10 protein-coding genes, 1 tRNA gene and 1 pseudogene are annotated in these 19,605 nt (G+C 40.4%); 6 read left to right on the plus strand and 6 right to left on the minus strand.

Annotated elements, in window-relative coordinates; genetic code table 11:
* Nucleotides 1-204: 204 nt before the first annotated feature.
* Nucleotides 205-4,005 carry a leucine-rich repeat domain-containing protein gene (locus T543_RS15320; RefSeq protein ID WP_051638698.1) on the plus strand — a complete coding sequence of 1,267 codons (3,801 nt, stop codon included), beginning with the start codon at nt 205-207 and terminating at the stop codon, nt 4,003-4,005.
* 141 nt (nt 4,006-4,146) lie between these two features.
* Here the strand turns inward: T543_RS15320 and T543_RS15325 are convergent, their stop codons facing one another.
* Nucleotides 4,147-7,827: a leucine-rich repeat protein gene (locus T543_RS15325; protein WP_051638699.1), complete on the minus strand. Its 3,681-nt coding sequence runs from the start codon at nt 7,825-7,827 to the stop codon at nt 4,147-4,149.
* Nucleotides 7,828-8,114: 287 nt separating this feature from the next.
* Between T543_RS15325 and T543_RS10480 the strand changes: the two genes are divergently transcribed.
* Complete coding sequence (locus T543_RS10480; RefSeq protein WP_051638700.1) at nt 8,115-9,092, plus strand: tyrosine-type recombinase/integrase; 978 nt, start codon at nt 8,115-8,117, stop codon at nt 9,090-9,092.
* Between the two features lie 101 nt (nt 9,093-9,193).
* Here the strand turns inward: T543_RS10480 and T543_RS16045 are convergent, their stop codons facing one another.
* The 4 genes from T543_RS16045 to T543_RS15890 form a co-directional block, all read right to left on the minus strand.
* The gene (locus T543_RS16045) at nt 9,194-10,627 is read right to left on the minus strand and encodes an anti-sigma-I factor RsgI family protein (RefSeq protein WP_035768141.1); all 1,434 of its coding nucleotides are present in this window, start codon (nt 10,625-10,627) and stop codon (nt 9,194-9,196) included.
* A 19-nt stretch (nt 10,628-10,646) separates the two neighbouring features.
* Nucleotides 10,647-11,369: a sigma factor gene (locus T543_RS15330; RefSeq protein WP_051638701.1), complete on the minus strand. Its 723-nt coding sequence runs from the start codon at nt 11,367-11,369 to the stop codon at nt 10,647-10,649.
* 128 nt (nt 11,370-11,497) lie between these two features.
* Nucleotides 11,498-13,105 carry a CAP domain-containing protein gene (locus T543_RS10495; protein ID WP_035768143.1) on the minus strand — a complete coding sequence of 536 codons (1,608 nt, stop codon included), beginning with the start codon at nt 13,103-13,105 and terminating at the stop codon, nt 11,498-11,500.
* A gap of 413 nt (nt 13,106-13,518) precedes the next feature.
* A tRNA-Trp gene (locus T543_RS15890) sits at nt 13,519-13,590 on the minus strand.
* A gap of 238 nt (nt 13,591-13,828) precedes the next feature.
* Between T543_RS15890 and T543_RS10500 the strand changes: the two genes are divergently transcribed.
* The 4 genes and pseudogenes from T543_RS10500 (at nt 13,829) to T543_RS16670 (ending at nt 17,553) form a co-directional block, all read left to right on the plus strand.
* Nucleotides 13,829-14,974: a PP-loop family protein gene (locus T543_RS10500; RefSeq protein WP_035768144.1), complete on the plus strand. Its 1,146-nt coding sequence runs from the start codon at nt 13,829-13,831 to the stop codon at nt 14,972-14,974.
* 178 nt (nt 14,975-15,152) lie between these two features.
* The gene (locus tag T543_RS10505; protein ID WP_035768145.1) at nt 15,153-15,986 is read left to right on the plus strand and encodes a leucine-rich repeat protein; all 834 of its coding nucleotides are present in this window, start codon (nt 15,153-15,155) and stop codon (nt 15,984-15,986) included.
* Nucleotides 15,987-16,083: 97 nt separating this feature from the next.
* Nucleotides 16,084-16,590 (plus strand): annotated as a pseudogene (locus tag T543_RS16570) (macro domain-containing protein); the annotation flags it as partial.
* Nucleotides 16,579-17,553: an NADAR family protein gene (locus T543_RS16670; protein WP_442856093.1), complete on the plus strand. Its 975-nt coding sequence runs from the start codon at nt 16,579-16,581 to the stop codon at nt 17,551-17,553. The pseudogene T543_RS16570 and the gene T543_RS16670, both read left to right, overlap by 12 nt.
* A gap of 429 nt (nt 17,554-17,982) precedes the next feature.
* Here T543_RS16670 and amrA read toward each other — a convergent pair whose 3' ends face one another.
* The gene (gene amrA / locus T543_RS10515; protein WP_035768146.1) at nt 17,983-19,434 is read right to left on the minus strand and encodes an AmmeMemoRadiSam system protein A; all 1,452 of its coding nucleotides are present in this window, start codon (nt 19,432-19,434) and stop codon (nt 17,983-17,985) included.
* Between the last annotated feature and the right edge of the window lie 171 nt (nt 19,435-19,605).

Here is a 19,605-nt window from a genome sequence, read left to right on the forward strand (position 1 = left end):
TAAATTTTGTTTTGTTACATGTCCTCTTCTAAACCGCTTGATTACTGAAGTTAGACGAATTTGTCTATGTTCAAAATGTGATTTTAACGTCTGGTTAAGCCAGCGTGAAAACCACGTCGTTTTGACCAGACGCTAAACACATTAGTGTCTGACTTTGTCGCGACAAAGGACGAATAATTTCATATGAAAGGGGACAAAAATTTTATGAAGAGAAACAAAAAGATTTGGTCATATGCTCTCGCGTGTGCGTTAGCTATGAGTAATCTGAGTGTGGTGGCGGCACCGTTTACATCTATTACTGCATTTGCAGCAAGCACAACCGGAGTAGTGACAAGCAGTATAACTCTTAATGAGGCATCAATTTACAAAGGCGATACTTCTGTAAAGTTTGATGTAGTTCTTTCCAAAGCACTTGATGCAGATGATAATGATGCTGCTAAGGATTATGAAAAAATTGGTATTACTGTATCGAAGACCGAACTAACCGAAAAGACTTTTACAGTAGGAAATAATGTCTCTGCTGCAGATGTGTTTGCAAAGGATGTAGCAGCTACGGCAAATAAGACGTATGAAGGAATTGATGCTAATTTGTCGAGTCTTACCGAAGGGGAATATATCGTCCAGGTATGGAACTACAAAGAGGAAGATAAGCAGACAGTATCTGGTAAGCCCGACGCAGTTACTGCTGTAAAGCTACTTGGTACAGCATCCGATAAACTCACAGTCTATGACAGACATGTTAGTGATGTATCTATCTCTTCTGACGATACATCAATAGCAAAGAATCAGGGCTCAATAACTGCCACTGTAAAAGGCGATTTAAATATTGAAGACAAGACTGATTCTTCAACATTTAAATATGTAGTTGTTGGAGAAGAGGATTATCTTTCATACCTTGATGAAGTGACAAATAACACAGTTACAAAATCAGGTAAAGATATTCTTAAAAAAGGAAATAAAATAAGCAATGATGATACATTGTTTACTCTTGCTGCTGCAGGTGTGGTGAAGGATGAGAAGAATGGCGAGTATATAACGGAAGAAGTCGAGATAACGCTCCCGGATTCTGGAAATAGTGTGACAGCAGGAACTTATTATCTGGTGGCATCTGAGACTGATATAACCAATGATCTTACGGTTACTCCTGTTATCGGTGTTTACGAATTTGATGTAACGAATATTGAAGGCAATGGCTTTGCAATTGGTACAGGTCTCAGTACTGATAAAACAACAATTACACAAGCTGGCACAGCAGGAACAATTACTGATCTCTATCTTGGGACAGATGTACAGCTTAAAGCATATGTGAAGAGCTCAGATGGAATAACATTTGAAGAAGCGGACAGCTCGAAGGTAAAATGGGCATCTGATAAGCCGGCATATGTAACAGTTGGTGAAAAAACTGGTTTAGTACATGCAGTTAAGGCTAAGAGTAACGCAGGAGCAAAGATAACTGCAACGTATACTCCTGATAAGGGTAAGCCGATTGATTCAACAGCTGTAACAATAACAAATGTAGCTAAAGATGTTATAGCAATTACGAAATCAAATGCAAACAGCTACCTTAATATTGAAAATCAGCTTACAGCAAAGAATCAGGCAGGAGTAGATATAACAGCAGATGTAGAGTGGTCTGTTGACAAGGAAGGCGCAACTGTTACAGGTGGAAAATTCATAGCCACAAAACCTGACACATATGCAGTTACAGCAAAGTATGAATTTGCTGATGATGTTACAATAAGCATAACTGTTAATGCGGCTGAATTATCCGTTGCATCTAAGAGTGGAACAAGAAAAGTTGGTAATAATAACACTGCACTTGATAATGCGGCCGCAGTTACTACTGCAGACCTGATTGTTGGTGACAGCGCAGCTCTTGTAGTGAAACTGGACGGTGTAGACGTGTCTGGTGATAAAGATACTGTTTATGCAAGTGATGATGAAGATGTTGCTTATATGAAGAACGGAACCATCTATGCAGTTGGTAGCGGTGTCGCAAATATTACAATCAGCAGAGCAGATAGTTCTAACAGTCAGACGATTGTTGTTACCGTTAGTGATGAAGCGGTTACATATGCAGTGTACGATAAGAATTCATTAAATAGCAGCGGCGTTTATTACGTTGGCGATGAAGTTGAACTTGGAGTATATGTTAATGGCGAACTAGTTGATCCAGACAGTGTAACGTGGGCGACAAATGGTACCGGAGCTTCAGTAACAAGCAAAGGTGTTCTGTCGGTAAGTACTTCAGCAGAAAATAATAAAACTGCTACAGCATCAAATATCAAGATTGACGGAAAGACAATTCTCGGACCTATTACATTTAGTTACGATGTTCTGGCAAAGGATACAGTGGGATTTGCATATGTAGATGAATATACTGGAAACGAAGTAAATGTGGCAGCAAGCAGTACAGTTAGTATGGTAACAGACAGTACAAGAGAGTTTTATGCGACCTATAATGGAGAAAGCATAGATGGTAAGTGGTCAAGCGCTACTACTGCTACAGCAACAATTAATACAAAAGGATTGGTGACTGCTAAGACAGCAGGAACAAGCAGTATTACATTTACTCCTGCTGATACTTCGATAGCACCAAAGACATTTACTGTAAGTGTCGCAGCAGCAGACATTAAAGTAACAGTAGATGAAGGAATTATCACAGATAAATCTAATGTACTGTTTATAGATGCTAAAACTGGTACTGTTGGTTCATACGATGACGGAGAAGGTGTTTCAGTAGCTGTAGGTGGAACATTAGAACTTTCAGTAATAGATTCAACAAGTGGCATGGATATTACAGATTCAGCGACATATACTACTACAGACACTGAGTATATTAGTGTTGGAAAGACAACAGGAATTATCAGTGGTATCAAGGCTACTGACAAAGATGTAAGTGTTACTATTACTAGAGGAACTTCTACAGCCAAGACACTTAAAGTTAAAGTTTTAGGCACTATAAAGACAGAATCAGTAGATATTGATCCTACAAAGCTTTCACTCGAAGTTGGTGGAGATAGTGAGATTATAACAGCTAGCGTATCGCCTTCTACAACAGTGGAAGAACTCACATGGAAGTCTTCTGATGAGAAGATTGCAACTGTTACAGATAATGGTAACGGAACAGCAACAGTCACACCTGTAGCAGCAGGAACCGCAACTATCACAGCGACATCTGGTGATTACAGTGCAACCTGCAAGGTTACAGTAACAGAGACAGAAGCTCAGGCTGATGCCAAGGAAGCAGCAGAGAATGCAGCGAATGTAGCTAATACAGCAGCCGAGAAGGCTAATACAGCAGCTAAGGCAGCAGAGGCTAATCCTACAGCTGAAAACATAAAGGCAGCTCAGGATGCAGCAACAGAAGCTAAAGCAGCAGCTGAGGCAGCTGAAAAGGCAGCAGCAGCTACAGATGATGCAGCAGCTAAGAAAGCAGCAACTGATGCAGCTAAGGCAGCTACTGATGCGGCAACTGCAGCAACAACTGCAGCAGCAAATGCTCAGGAAAAGCTTAACTCTGACGGCTCAGCAGCTAATACACCTGCACCTGTAGGTAATGAGCTCAAGGATGCAAGCGGAAATGCAACCGGATTTGTTGTAACAGATGCAACAGCTTCAGCTCCTACAGTTGAGTACAAGGGAACAGATGCTGACAAGAAGGCTACAAAACTAGCAATCCCTGCAACAGTTAAGGATCACAGTGGAAATACTTACACAGTAACATCCATTGCACCTAGTGCTTTTGCAAAGGATACAACCCTTAAGACCCTTACAATTCCTAACACAGTTACCAAGATTGGTAAGAACGCGTTCAAGAACTGCAAGAACCTCAAGAAAGTTACAATCAAGACCAAGGGTAACCTTACAGTTGGTAAGAACGCATTCAAGGGAATGAAGAAAGGCTCCAAGATTGTAGTTAAGGGCGTTAAAGGCGCTAAGAAGACCAAGGTTGTCAACAAGGTTAAGAAGCAGGTAACTTCTTCCAAGACAACTGTAAAGTAATCTTGAATAAGGTTTAACAAACAGTATTAAGCGTTAACTACTATTTCAATTAAAGAGGCTTGCAGCCGAATTGACTGCAAGCCTCTTTTCATTGAAATAGTAGTTAATTGTACCTCTTTTTACTTTTGTATAAACCGTTAATTACTTAACCTTTACATTGCCTTTCTTAACAGCTGTTGTCTTCTTAAGAAGCTTCTTGTTGGCCTTCTTGTTAGCGCCTGTAACCTTGATTGTAGCGTTCTTCTTGATGCCATTGAAAGCGTTCTTCTTAACAGTTGTAAGCTTAGCACCCTTTACGTTGATCTTCTTGAGGTTCTTAGCATTCTTGAATGCATTAGAATTGATCTTCTTGATGGATGCAGGGATTGTGATAGTTGTAACAGTCTTGTCATTCTTGAATGCATTTGCTGCAATCTCAGTAACTGCGAACGGATCACCACCAACTGTTACAGTAGAAGGAATTGTAACCTTCTTTGCCTTTGTAGCAGGAGCTGTGTAAGCAACTGTCTTGTCAGCTGTGCTTGTAACTGTGAAGTTAGCATTAGCTGTAGCGTCTGTGCCTGTAGCACCTTCCTTCTGAGCTGCTGCTTTTTCTTCAGCGGCTTTCTGCTCTTCCTGCTGCTTCTTTTCTTCTTCTTTCTTTTCTTCTTCTGCCTTCTTAGCCTTTTCTACCTCTGAAGCTGCTTCATCAAATGCTGTCTGGGCATCTGCTACTGCTGCTTCTGCATCCGCAACATCTTTCTCAGCCTGCTCTACAGCTGCCTCTGCTGCTTCAACTGCAGCTACAGCGCTTTCAGATTTTGCACCTGCTGCTTCTGCTTCTGCAAGAGCATCCTGTGCTACTTTAAGAGCTTTATTCGCACTATCAAGAGCTTCCTTTGCTTCGTCAAGTGCATCTTCTGCTTTTGAAAGATTTTCTGCTGTGGGATCAGCCTTTGCTGCCTCTGCTGCTTCAGTAGCTGCAGCAGCACTGTCAATAGCGTCACTTGCTGCAAGCCCTGCGCTTTTAGCTGAGCTTATTGCTGTTGTTGCCTTTTCAGCAGCGCCGTTACCTGCGTAGATTTTTCCAACAGTAATTACGCCTTTTGCATTTGTAGTTGAACCAGTCTTGTTTTCGATAGTTATTGTTGCACCTGTTCCTTCTCCAATAACAGTAAGCACACCATTATCAATGCTGAAGATTTCTTCATCATACTTGTAAGTTGTACCCTTAGTTGTGACATCCTCTGCACCATTCATGAATCTGAATGTATGAGATTCTCCAACTTCCATATCTGTTATTGCCAGAGCATAAGTTGAAGCTGCCCAAGTGCCCGAGTCAGCATTCTTCTTAACTTCATCAATATACAATTCGTATACATTAGCATTAACAGTTACAACAAATGCCAAATCAGGTGTTGTAGTTTTGTTTGTAGAAGCAAAGAATGCTACACCATTTTTATTATCATCAGCACTCTTTGTCGCTGTCACTACATTTCCACTTAGGGAAATGGATTCATTAGTCAGACCCGTAGTTGCTCCCACACTTGTAACAAGCTTCCACTCTCCATCTACAGCTTCTCCATTACGAAGAGCATTAAGTGTTATAGATTCTCCCTTGAATAATGAAGGTGCAGTTACAATATCGCCATCTTCATCAACTGCTGAATATATAACATCCTTAGCTGTTACGGTGATCGTTGCCACATCGGACCCACTAACAAGTGCCTTTATAGTTGCTTTCTCACCTGATTTTGCTCCATCCTGTACAGTTATAGTTCCATCTGTAACTGTGATGTTTTCATTATTTGAAGTCCATGTAAGATTAGAAATATCACTTCCATTAGATGTTGCCAGTGAATATGTCTTAGAATCACCAATCAGAATATCTACTGAATCGGAGGTTCCTACAGAATACCCATCTTCATCAACGAGATAACATGTAACTGGAGCTACCTTTATTGTAAGAAATGCAGGCTCAGATCCATATACAACATTGTTCTCATCTGTATATGTTGCTGTTAGTTTCGCCGTGCCTGCTCCTACACCAGTAACATTTCCGTCATTATCCACCTTAACTATTTTCTCATCGCTGGAACTCCATTCAACACCATCAGCACCTTTCACTTCATTGCCTGCAAATTTGGCAACCACTGTAGTGGTATTACCTATCTCAAGTTCTCCATTAGCATTAAGGTCTTTTCCTTTAACAGCATTCTTGCCTGTTTCTATGGTAAAACCGTTCGCTATTGTTGTGAGAGTATACTGCCCACTTGTAGGTGTCTTATAAGACACGCCATCTGCAATATCGTATGATGCATTGATCTTGATCGCACCAGAAGAAGTTGTCTTTACCTTATTTACAGTAACTTTGTTACCTTCGATAGTAACATAGTCTGCATCCTTTTTATCATCCAGTGTAAATGTGGCATTTGATATTTTCTTTAGGTTTTTTCCTGCATAGAGTCCAAGTTCAACACTCTTACCAACATATAATCTACTTGATGTATTAGTATCAGTATCCTTTATTATTGCAGGTTTCGTAACATCTACAACTTCAAAATCATACGTAGCGACAGGATCAGCGAAAGTTGTAGCTGTTTTTGCATTCTCAGCACCTGTATACGCAACCACAGTATACTTTCCAGCATCAGACTCTTCATTTAAGCCACTACCAGCATTAATTACAGCAGTGTCTGTAAAGCTTGTGCCTGTAAATGGTGTTTTAGTTGCCTTTGTAGTAGAATCAGATCCATCATTAACTTTAATGGTGAAATCATCAGTTGCGTTTGCAGCTACAGCGCTCGCATCTGTACTGCCATAATTTTTAACAACTGCCCATTTTATCTGAGCTCCGCCCTTAGGGTCATTATATGTCTCTGTAGCTTCTACAGTAATCCCGTCACTTGTTACATCGGTATCATACACCCCAAGATACTTACCTGTTCCAGTTGCAGAAATATCTGTTATGGCTGACTTTGTAACATTTATTTCTTTGATATCAAGTGCATCGGCATCTGACCCAACTGTATCTACCCAAACACCAATCTTTGCCTGTCCTTCAGCTGCAAGATCATCTATTGCTACAGCTCCCTTTTTATTTTCACCATAAGTGGATGCTGATGTACCATAATCACCACTAAGTGTAAGAGCAGTAGATTTTATTTCACTACCTGATGCAATACCCATAATGTATTTTGTATCTGCATCCACAAAGTATCCATCAGGCACATCACCGATATTAAGTGTAAGGTCTGTACTGTTGCCCGAATACACTGCATCAGCACCTTCTATAGTCACAACTCCTTTTAATTGAGAAGCTATAGCCTTGGTTTTAAAAGTATAATCGATTGTAGAAACTTCAACCGGCAGATAATCTTTACCAGTTGCACCATCCTGATCATACATAAGTGCAAAGGTTGTCGTTTCCCCTGGTGTTGTCATGGCACTTAAATCAAGTTTTCCACCAATTGTGTCTGCCGTGTCAGTTACCCAATCGTTAGACTTCAGCACCGTAGTTGCTCCTGAATCAAAAGCGATGTCCCCGCTCTTAACCTCTACTGACCACTCGGCACCCTTACTAACATTTGGATCTTTTGCTTTCAAATCATCGCCAAATACAAACGTTACTTCTTTATTTTGTTCATCCTTATCATAAAACTGATCGTCAATCTTCTTAAATGATATATCCCATTTTGACGCAGCAGTAAGGATATTTGGTACTGTTGACTTTTGCGGGTCAGCTGCAAATACTGTCATGGGCATCAGAGCGCCCATATTCGCTACCGTCAGCGCTGTTGCCAATGCACCTGACAGAAGTCTACCTTTTGTTAGTTTCTTCATAAATTGTCCCCTTTCATATGAAATTATTCGTCCTTTGTCGCGACAAAGTCAGACGCTGTATGAGTTTAGCGTCTGGTCAAAACGACGTGGTTTCACGCTGGCTTAACCAGACGTTAAAATCACATTTTGAACATAGACAAATTCGTCTAACTTCAGTAATCAAGCGGTTTAGAAGAGGACATGTAACAAAACAAAATTTGTCTAATATTAACAGTTATGCCTAAATAATTTTTTACTTCGTAGTATTATTAAATTTCATGTTAATAATCAATTACGGAGGAGTAAAAATGAACAGAACAAAAACTAATCACAAAATAGTTGAAAGTGCTGTATCGAGCAAATTCAACAGAAAGAATAAAATGTTTCTTAAAGGTTTCATAGAATATCTGTATTCTATCGACAGAAGTGAACGGACCATCAAAGGATACAAAAACGACATCGAAATATTCTTCACATGGAATTACATATGTAATAGGAACAAGTCTTTCACCAGATTAAGAAAAATGGAAATAGCTGCATTTCAGAACTATGCGCTTACTAAATGGCAGTGGAGTCCCAACAGAATCGCACGAGTCAAAAGCGTATTAAGTTCGCTTAGTAATTACATTGAAAATATTCTTGATGATGAGATTAAAGACTATCATCCCGTTGTTAATAAAATACCTTCACCACCTATTCAAAATGTTTTGGAACCAACTGTTATCAGTGACAAAGAAATCGATGAAACCTTAGACAAGCTTGTCGCAGATCATAAGTATCAAGCTGCATGCATGTTTGCTCTTGCAGCTTTTTCCGGGAGCAGAAGAGCAGAACTTTTACAGTTTAAGGTTAATTGGTTCTCTTCTGATAACATCATCCCCGGAACATCATTATATGTAACTCCTGAGAAAATACGTACTAAAGGTAAAGGAAAACTTGGTAAACCAATATATAAGTTCACTCTTCAAGAGTTTAAGAAATATTATGACCTTTGGATGGCAGAAAGAGAACGACGCAACATTAACTGTGAGTATCTGTTTGTAGGGAGAAACGGAACTAAAGCTACCGATTCACAAATACAATCATGTTCAAATACTATAAGCAGATACGTAAACAAGCCATTTTATTTCCATTGCCTGAGACACCAATTGTGTAGCAGACTTAAAAGAAGAGGCGTACCTGCTGATGTTATTCAGTTGTATTTTGGGTGGGAGTCTGTAAAAATGGTTGAAGTATATAATGATTGTAATGCTGCAGAAGTGTTAGCAAAATATTTTATTGCATAATTTGTTGTAAACTATTTGTAGACATACAAATAGCGGAGCAGTGAATTGGGGGTCACTGTTCCGCTATTTTTTGGAGTTTTACTATATCTTAAGTATTAAACTTATTCGCCAATATTTTCAACAGATATTTCGTCTATAGTAACAGGAACGCTGATCACTTCAGCAGAATTGTCACTTGGTACCGGTGAAGGTTCCGGTTCAGGAGCTGGAGCCGATTCTTCAGGTATATCAGGAACTACATCTGCTTCACCAACTCCACTATCAGGTTCTATCACATCCGCATCCCCCGTACCTTCTGATGGTTCAGGTTCAGCCGGAGTAGGTTCAGGTTCGGGAGTTTCATCCTGAGGAGGTGCAGGCTCAGGTTCGGGTTGCGGTTCAGGAGTCTGAGGAGTTATATCTACACTTGCTGCCTCATCAGTGTCTTTTGTTTCGCTCTGTTTCTTTTCGTTATCCTTACTGTTTTGTTCGGGTTCAGGACTTGCCTGCTGATTATCAGTCGTATCGTTTGCAGGAGGCTGTACTTCCTGAGTAGGAGTAACTACAACCTGAGGAGCCGCAGGAGTACTTTCCACAGGAACAGATTCTTCTTTTCTTATCTGTTCTTCTTTTACTTCAGCTTTATCAGAAGAAGATTTTTGCTCTTTCTTGGAAGAAGTTTTTGCCACTTCTGATGTCATCCTGGTATAAGCGCTTTCATCTTTTTCTTTATAAGCAGAAGTTTCATCAGCTTTAGTCTGGACAGATGCAATTGTATCAGGTTTTGCAGGTTCAACAATCTCTTCCACAGGCTCAGTGATGTTTTTTACGATGGTCTTTACAGGAAGAGAAGAGTACTCAATAACATCCGTATCATTCTTCTCACTCTTATTAACGTCCTTGACAAGTGCTGCATATCTTCCGACACTCATACCCTTGTCGTTTGCAATCTTTCTTTCATCCATGCTCGATTCAAGTATGCACAGATTGATATCCGGATCTTTATCATTTATAACAGCAGTAACACTGTCTTTTATCTGGAGAGAAGAGTCCTCATCATCATTAGCAACATCTATAAGGACAGATCTCTCGTCATCAGCAAGGTAATCACTATCTTTTAATATTGTAATGGTTTTTTCTATGGCATAAGATATATCACTTCTACTTTCAACCTTCTGTTTTCTAAGTTCTTCAACAATAGGCACCGCATCATCGTTCAGGGCATTTACAGATATTACTTTGTCTTTTCTGTTAAGTGCATACTCAATGGATGGATTGACATCTATAGTCACATACGAACAGTCTTTTCTGTCCTCTGCAATCTCATTACCGGTTATGGCGCAGAGCATCATACTTGCTGCAGCAACTATGGGAGCAGCAAAACGTAATATACGTCCGCGCTTCGCGTTCGTATGTATAATACAGGAATTAAATGGTCCTGCATCGACTGAGAGAGTACACCCCTTTTCGTATACCCCTTTTAATTGTCTGAAGATTCCGTCATCGCAAAGAACGTAACTTACACGTCCGTTGGAATCCAGGACAGTTGCTTTCATAAAACATTCCCTTTCTTGATCATTTTAGATATGTGGACAGGAGAGGATAGTCTCCTAAAAGTATTTCCAGTGAAGCTATCAGATAACGTCTGTATCTGTCTATTATCTTTTTGCTTATCCCCGAAGCACTCGCCAGTGCCATCACAGGGATAGTATGTGATTTCTTGTATTTCGCAAGCAATTCATCGTCATTCATCATGGTATTGAGCAGAGTCCTGCATGCAAGTTTTGTTTTACCGGAAGTGGGAGAACTCTTTACAAGTTGTGAAAATTCGATCCCGTATATCTGTAATCTTTCCGTAAGAGCATTAACCTCGTCACTCACGGTCACAGCAGAAGACATGGCACTTTCTTCTCTGCCAAGTTCAGCATTTTTTTGTTTGAGTTCAATAGCTATCTCGGAGACTTCTTCTTCAGGGATATCACCCCCTATTATGGTCGGATTGACACTTATCTCAGGCTTCCACCTGTATTCAGTCCGCAGATAATTATAAAGCCTTCTTGATATGACAGTCTGGGCAAAAGTAGAAAATTCACCTTTATCAGAATCATAGTCAGATACCGCTTCAAGAAAAGCAGAGAGTGCTATCGAATATTCATCGTCATGCTCGGTAATGAACCGGTGGACAGAAAAATATGCACATTTCCTTATGAACTTATCATTGTTGCGTACCAGCTCGGTAAGAGCCTTGTTGTCATTTTTTGCTGCTAGTACTTCTGTTGCAAGAATCTCAGATGCCATACGTTTTACATCCTATCTATTTATTCAAATTTTTATTAAAGAATAACGGGGTTTATGTGACAAAAATTCAACATACGATTTAATATTGTTATCGTCATCTTCTTATCATCACTTTATAAACCGCCATATTATTTTGTAGTGACTTTTAATGTCTTACTCCATGCACCACATAGCTTTGTGTTGCCCGAGGTTCTGTACCCTCTGATCCTTATGTAATATGTCTTATGTCTCTTGAGCTTTTTGATAGTATACTTCTTTACTGACGGCCTGCATTCAACAGATGTGGTCTTGGAAGTTTTGAACTTTTTATTCAGAGAATACTGGATTTCATATCCCTCAGTGTTTTTAATCTTTTTCCAACTGACTGTTATTGTTTTTTTGACAGCTTTATAGTCTGTTATCTTTGTTTTTTTGACAGATGAGGTTATGATCTCTTCCTGCCTTGGACTTGAAGGACCTCTTACAACGGAAAATGTTGTATCCAGGCGCCCCTTATAATTCCCGTAACCACATACGGATAAAGTAGCAGTGCCGACGTCAGTGTTGTTGCTGCATGAAATGATATAATCCCTGCCATTTTCAAGAATCTTTCCATCAAGTGTGAATGTGCATGCAGGTATGATAAGATCACCCGTGTACTCATAAGTATCTGAATCAAGCTTTATACTGCCACTGCTTAAGTCTCTGCTGTTTATCATGAAATAGACATTGACGGTGCCATCATAGTTATCTATGCCGCTTACAGTAACGTATCCACCCTTTGAAGATACGTTGACATTGTCCGTATATATCAATGAATAATCGGTGTCTTCGGTTAATGTCTTCCCATCAATATTTACCGTTACCGAAGGAGTAAGACTTCCCCCGGTATATACAAATTCCCTTGAAGAGAGCGTGATGTCACTTTCTGTGATGACCTTTTTTCCGATACTGACAGGTATCTTCTTTTCAGATGTATCAGAAAACAAAGTAACAGTAAGGGAAGAATAGCCAGCACGCCTTGCCGTTATATTCTTGTCATCAAGAAAAAGGACATCATCATCAGAAAGAGTTACAGAATCAGATATGTCATAACTCCACTGTTTATTACAGGAGCTAGCACCAGAATAGCTGCAGTATTCTTTTATGTCTGAAATGTCATAAGTATCACCATAAGAGAGTTCAAGAACAGAAGGGGAGATGTATGAGTTGAGTTTGGACGTAGGGATAACGATATTCACAGTTTTTACAGAAACAAGAGCAGGCTCAGGACTTGCACTACCCGCAGATTCACATAGAAGGACTACCCAGAAATTGGTACCTTCCCTGTTTACACACGCAGCTCCCATGTACTTGTATACAGAAGCTGAGATAGCCATGTTGTTGGATTCATTCTTTTTCCATGCATTAAAAACAGTAGCAGCATCCTTCTGACCATATGCATATAGCTGATTGGCATAGTCAGATGTAGACAATACGGTTTTCCAGTCTCTGCCATCAGGTCTGTTTTTATCTGAATATACAGATATCTCCATAGCCCTCTGCATGGCAGCATCTTCAAGCTCCTGATCGTAGATATATGCAGTTTTTCCCTGGTCACTTCGATATGAGTTAATCAGTGGAAGAAGCCCTCTTGCGGCAGACTCATTATAAGTACCTGTCACAGGCAGAGTAACAGTGTCCTGTGCATATACTTTTATGTTAAAAATGGATATGAAAAATAAAGATAATAAAAGATGTCTGATAATCTTTTTCATAAAGTTCCCCTCACAGGTATTATTATACTCGTGAGGGGATGATATTTCTATTTATATATAGAAATTTAAGATTAATAATTTATAAAATGTTTAGATTAATCTGATTTACTGATAAAGAGAAGTAGAATATAATTAATCTTGTGAAGAAAAACTTCATTAATTATAGGAAAAAACTTCATCATAAAAACCTTTCAAAGCTATGGACGCATAGCGGAGGAACCGTCGTAGAGATACGGCGGTTTTCTTTATTAGATTTGTAAAGTATCTAATCCCTTTTGTGTGCAAAATAGTTATAGTATCATACTTAGACTTGTGATAGCATATTTTCTTATTGCTACTAGATATGTTTGTTAAATGTAAAAAAAGGCTTTGAAACCCAGATATACACTGCTTTCAAAGCCTTTCGTATTTAGCAGAGGAAGAGGGACTCGAACCCCCATGAACGGTTTTGGAGACCGCAATACTAGCCATTGTATGATTCCTCTATATTAGATTTTTGCTTGCTGACTTCAATGCCGTCAACGAATGAAATTATATCACAGCATAAAATGTTAAGCAACAGTTTTTAAAAAATTTATAAATTTTTTCAGCGCCTATTGTTTTCAAGATGAACAGACTGTATATTATTTAGGTTATCAGAGGCGATGGAATCATCAGGCATTGATTCCATTAACATGAAGACATTCCTTCAACGATGTGCTGTATTTAGAAAGGAAAATGTAAGTGAAGGAAATTAAGTTAGAAGAATTTGAGAAGCTAAATAAAGATGAATATGTGGCTATAGATATAAGAGATGAGCATGTCAGGGATTACGGTATGATTCCCGGCGCGGTAGCTATTTCTTTTGATAATGATCTGGACGAAGCGGAACAAAAGATAGCTCAGATCCCTGCAGATAAGAAACTGATATTTTATTGTGACTTTGGAAGAAGGACCGCGGATATGGACGGCCTTGATTTTCTTAAGAGCCGCGACTGTTATAGCTTAGCAGGTGGATATACAGGATATGTGTGTTCTAAGATATCAGATACGGATAACCTGGATGAAAGACGCAAAAAAGCTGAGTCGAGCATACAAAAGAAATATCATAAGCAGCTTTTTTCACCCTTTGCAAAGGCATGCAAGATATATCGCCTGATCGAAGAGGGAGACCGCATTGCTGTATGCATCTCGGGCGGAAAAGATTCTATGCTTATGGCTAAGCTGTTTCAGGAGATCCAAAGACACAGACAGTGTAATTTTGAGCTTACTTTTCTTGTTATGGATCCCGGATACAATAAGGAAAACAGGGCTCTTATAGAAAGCAATGCCAAGGCGCTTGGTATTCCTGTGACGATATTTGAGAGTGATATTTTTGATGCGGTCGATACCATAGAAAAAAATCCCTGCTACCTCTGCGCGAGAATGAGAAGAGGTTATCTCTACAGTAAGGCAAAGGAGCTTGGATGCAACAAAATAGCGCTCGGACATCATTATGATGATGTGATAGAGACGATCCTGATGGGAATGCTTTATGGTGGACAGGTGCAGACGATGATGCCCAAACTCCACAGCATCCATTTTGAGGGAATGGAACTAATAAGACCTTTGTATTTTGTGAGAGAGAGCGATATATGCTCATGGCGAGATTATAATGATCTGCACTTTTTGCAGTGCGCATGCCATTTTACAGAGACGTGCTCTACCTGTCACGAGGATGGGACTACTTCCTCAAAGAGACTTGAGACGAAAAAGCTCATAGCCAGATTAAAAGAAGAGAATCCGTTTGTTGAATCCAACATTTTTAAGAGTGTTGAAAATGTAAATCTCGACACGGTAATTGCCTACAAACAGAAGGGCATAAAGCATAATTTCCTTGATGAATACTAATTTATTCTAATATCTCGCATACCGGAAGAGCCTTGCAGAGGGGCAAGAGCTTCCGGCATGATGGGAGTCATAAAATTTTAAGCCACTTTTTCTAAAAAGTTTATAATTATTTCCATCAGTCTTTTTTAGCAAAATGATATAATATATTACAGCTATGTGATATTTTGAGGGTATCGTAATGTTGAAAAAGCTAAATAGTCACAAAAACAAGCTTATCACCCGGAATGATAGGCTTTCATATAGTATTTTAAAAGGCATATTTAAAACAGCCATGGTATGCCTTCTTATTGTGATGATCACATTAGCTTTTCCTCTGAGCTTTTCCTGTAGCGCCAAGACTAAGATCTATTCTTATACCAATATTTACAAATCAAATGTAGCTCCGGGATGGAGCAGATACAATTTTTCCGGAGAAACATATTTCCGGTATTCCGGTTCTGAGACAGATGTGACAATACCTGCTTCATGCAAGGTGATAAATAGAGGTACGATTGTTTCCAATAAAAAGATCAGAATAATAAGGGTACCCGTTTCTGTAGAAAATATCGAAGCGGGCGCGTTTTACGAACTTACCAATCTGAAAAGGGTTGTATTTTACGGTAATCCCACTATCGAGGATAATGCTTTTTACGGCTGCGACAGTCTTGTGAACTTTGTAGCGGACAAGGGGACTTATGCTGACGACTATGGCAAGAATAATAAAATTGCCGTTGCAAGATCTGAGTCTACAGCTTTTTCCAAGAAGACAGTTTACATTCAGAGAGGATATTCGTATGCACAGCCGGTATGCAATCTGAATGATAGTGTTCAATCATGGAAGAGCAGTAATCCTTCAGTAGTAAGTGTTGATGAAAACGGTAAGATCAGGGCACTTAAGAAAGGCGTTTCAACTATTACTGCCTCATGCGGCAACTCGTTCTATACTTATAAAGTAGTTGTTTTTTTAAAGAAAGTGAGTGAAGACAAAACATCCACAGTAAAGAGTGATGTTAGTTACAGAAAGGCCAGATAAATCTATGTACTGCGGGATTTGATCAAAGATGAACGCCATGATCTGGACCTTCACCGGTGTTTTGACCGGAATAAATCTGAACATTCAGGGGGAAGCGATGCTTAGAGCTATACAGGAAGATATTACAAAAGTAACCGGTTTTACAGCAATTGTTAATCCTGCAAACAACAGTCTGCTTGGAGGCGGAGGCGTGAACGGAGCCATTCAAAGGGCTGCCGGTCCACAGCTGAAAACCGAATGCCGCAGGCTAAATGGTTGCGAAACGGGGGATTCCATACTTACCCTTGGATATAATCTTTCCTGCAAATATGTGATCCACAGTGTCGGCCCTGTGTGGAACGGCGGCTTTTCAGGCGAAGAGGATCTTTTGATTTCATGTTATAACAGTGCTCTTAAAATAGCTCTCCATGAGGGCATTCGAACTATTGCGATTCCATCTATTTCTACAGGTGAATACGGTTATCCGGTTGATGAGGCGGCAAAAATTGCGGTCTCTACTGTTTCTGCATTTATGGAGAAACATCCTGATGCCTTTGATGATATTTGTTTTGTGCTGCAGGATGAACATCAGACTGCTCTGTATTTAGAAGAGATTAAGGAGTACGAACCTAAAAAGGCTGCGCCAAAGAAGGCCCCCGGTAAAAGAAAGAGCAAGAAGAGTGAAGCGGGCAATGCTGATCACGAGGCTTTGGCAGGGGAAGAAAAGCAGGAGAGCGAAGTTCAAGAGAGCTTGGCAGAAGCTACTATAGAGAATCCGGAAAATGCAGGCGCTGTAAATGATAGTAGTGCAGAAGCTGCTACAGAGGATCCGGAAAATGCAGATGCTGTAAATGATAGTAGTGCAGAAGCTGCTACAGAGGATCCGGAAAATGCAGATGCTTCAAAGGATAGCAATGCAGAAGCTGACACCGGAAAAGAAAGCGAAGGCACATACAATCTGCCGTCCATACCTGTGAGCCTTGATATGCCTGACATTCAGGGGTTGTGGAATAGATATACAATCGATAAGCTCATTGAACAGGTGCATGAAGCTATAATCAATATTTATGTATGTTTTGGAGGAGATGCTGCAAGCGAGATTTTTTCTCTTGAGTATGCCAAGAACCCGCTGTATGTGAACGGAAGAAAATACGTAAGTGTGATTCAGTACATGATGTCTGAAAAAGCACTTTTATTTGGCGATATCAATTCCTACGCTAACATTTTGAATGAATCTGACCCTCAGACCCTGCTTGAGCTTGGAGATAAGATAGTCGGCGCTGACGCAGAGGTTTGGAGCAAGGTCTTTAGAGAGGTACTATTTAGAGGAAATGTCGCAAAATGCTTATCTGATGAGGAGTTTAAATCAACACTCCTTGAAACGGGAAATTGCGTGCTCATCAATGCTGACGTAGATGATGATTTCTACGGAGCAGGAGTGAGCAAGGACAAACTCGTTGACGGAAGCGGTCTCCTTATCCTTGACCCTGATATGTGGCACAAGGATGGCAGCGACAAACAGGCTGAGAACATCCTTGGCTTCGTGCTCATGGGAGTACGCGAATACTTCATGAAGACCGGCATGTAGAAACCCCAAAAAAGCAACAAGATGGGAAAAATTGTTCATCTTGTTGCTTTTTCTTTAGCAGTGATGGTGGAGAGGTGAAAAGCCCCAAGGCCCTATGAAAACAGCATGACTTGTTGCTTTTGCACTTTTTGCCACAGCGTCGCGGAGCGGCAAAAGCCCCAAGTTGCCATGAAATCAAGGAGACTTGTTGCTTTTTAGGAATTCGGAGATGCGATGACTGAACGAATTCCTCTTGTGACAAGGGCAAAAAGCCCCAAGTATATAGGAAAACGGACGTACTTGTTGCTTTTGCACTTTTTGCCACAGCATCTCGGAGCGGCAAAAGCCCCAAGTTGCCATGAAATCAAGGGGACTTGTTGCTTTTTATGAATTTGGAGATGCGATGACTGAACGAATTCCTCTTGTGACAAGGGCAAAAAGCCCCAACTGTCACTTATGGCGCACTACCTCAAAGCGCTGAAGCTCTATTTCTTCGCCGGGAGCAATGCCGGCTTTTTGGCAGGCTATGTTTATCTGCTGATTTACGTTGTCGACGCCGTCAAGGTTTGGAAGAAGAACACCCTGACGCATTCCGTTCCTTACGATAATGCCATAGCGTTTTACGTCAAGCTTATCCGTAGATGAAATTGGTTCAGGAGTATCAAGGACATCTACGCTTATCTCAAGCCACGGGAGTTCATCATCTGTCAGCATCGGGAACCTGGGATCTGCTGTGGCGGCACTTATTGCGTTGTGGATTATTTCCTCGGCAACGCAGTCAAAACAAGGCGCTATTGTTCCGATGCATCCCCTTAGAGCATGGTTTTTGTGAAGAGAAACAAATGAACCTGCCTTTTTGCTCAGCATTTCTTTGGGGAATACCGGCGCAGCACTTTCTCTAAAATCATCTATGAAATCATCTATTGTCAGTGTTTTTCCTGTTTTTATGTAAGTGTTTATTGTTAGTCTCGCAAGTCTGACATAGGGGTCTTCGTTTGCCTGATTTTTCTTTAGCTCATCAAGCTGCCTGTTGCGCCATTTTTCAAGAAAATGTCTGTTGTCATCCGGGCCACCTACTTCATATCGGCAGATTCCGTAGCCAACTCCAAATGGTGCTTCATGGGACAGAGCTTCTGCTTTGACTGAGAGTCCGTCTAGAGCGCCTGCCATCATCACAAAGGATCTGTGACCGCACTCAGCAGCCTTTTCACAGAAATCACTTGAAAAATCAAAGAGTTTTATAAAGTCGCCGCTTCCGCACGCTTCCATAATGCGCTCATCATAAATAGGCCCTTCCTCTGAAAGACCGTAGGCTCCGTCTTCTTTCATTTTATGTGACAGATCGCCGCTGGCAACGTATACTACGCGTCTGCCAGTCTCATCCACAGCTTTCTTTATTATCTGTCCCATCTGATATTGAAGAGGAAGCGGAAGACCGGATAAGCCGATCCTTACCAGCTTAAAATCTGTATATTTCTTGCATATAAAATAGAGCGGGATAAGTGTACCGTGATCCAGGTTTTTGTCGCGCTCGCCCATAGTTCCTGCAGGGAATTCGTGAGAAGCTTTTTTGCCTTCGAAATCGGGACCGCCCTCTTTGCAGAGGTCACAGATTTTCTCTACAAGTTCAGTGTCGTATTCTGCATCGAACGAAACCTCCGGTGCGTTGAATTTAGACATATCACCGGATGCCCCTTCACCCGGAGATATATGAAAATAGTCAGCATACATGATGCTGTGCGGACTTGAGATGATTATTGTATCAGGTTTAAGCTCTGCGATTTCAGAAGCCACCTGCTCGTATGCTTTTGTTGTCTGGCTGATTTTTTCTTCCTCACCGCATCCGATTTCCGGCATGATGATAGGCGGATGTGGTACCATGAATGCACCTAGAATTGGCATGATTTTTCCCCCTTAACTGATAACTGAAATTATTAAAAACTAATGATAACTTATAATGTTCAAAATGTGACATTCAGATAATGACCATAAATGTTATCGTAATATCAGACATGTAAATTTTATCATATATATCATGTTTTGCGTAAACTACTGATCAATATAAAAAAGTTG

The sequence above is a fragment of the Butyrivibrio sp. NC2002 genome (genome assembly GCF_000702265.1).
Classification (GTDB): Bacteria; Bacillota; Clostridia; order Lachnospirales; family Lachnospiraceae; genus Butyrivibrio.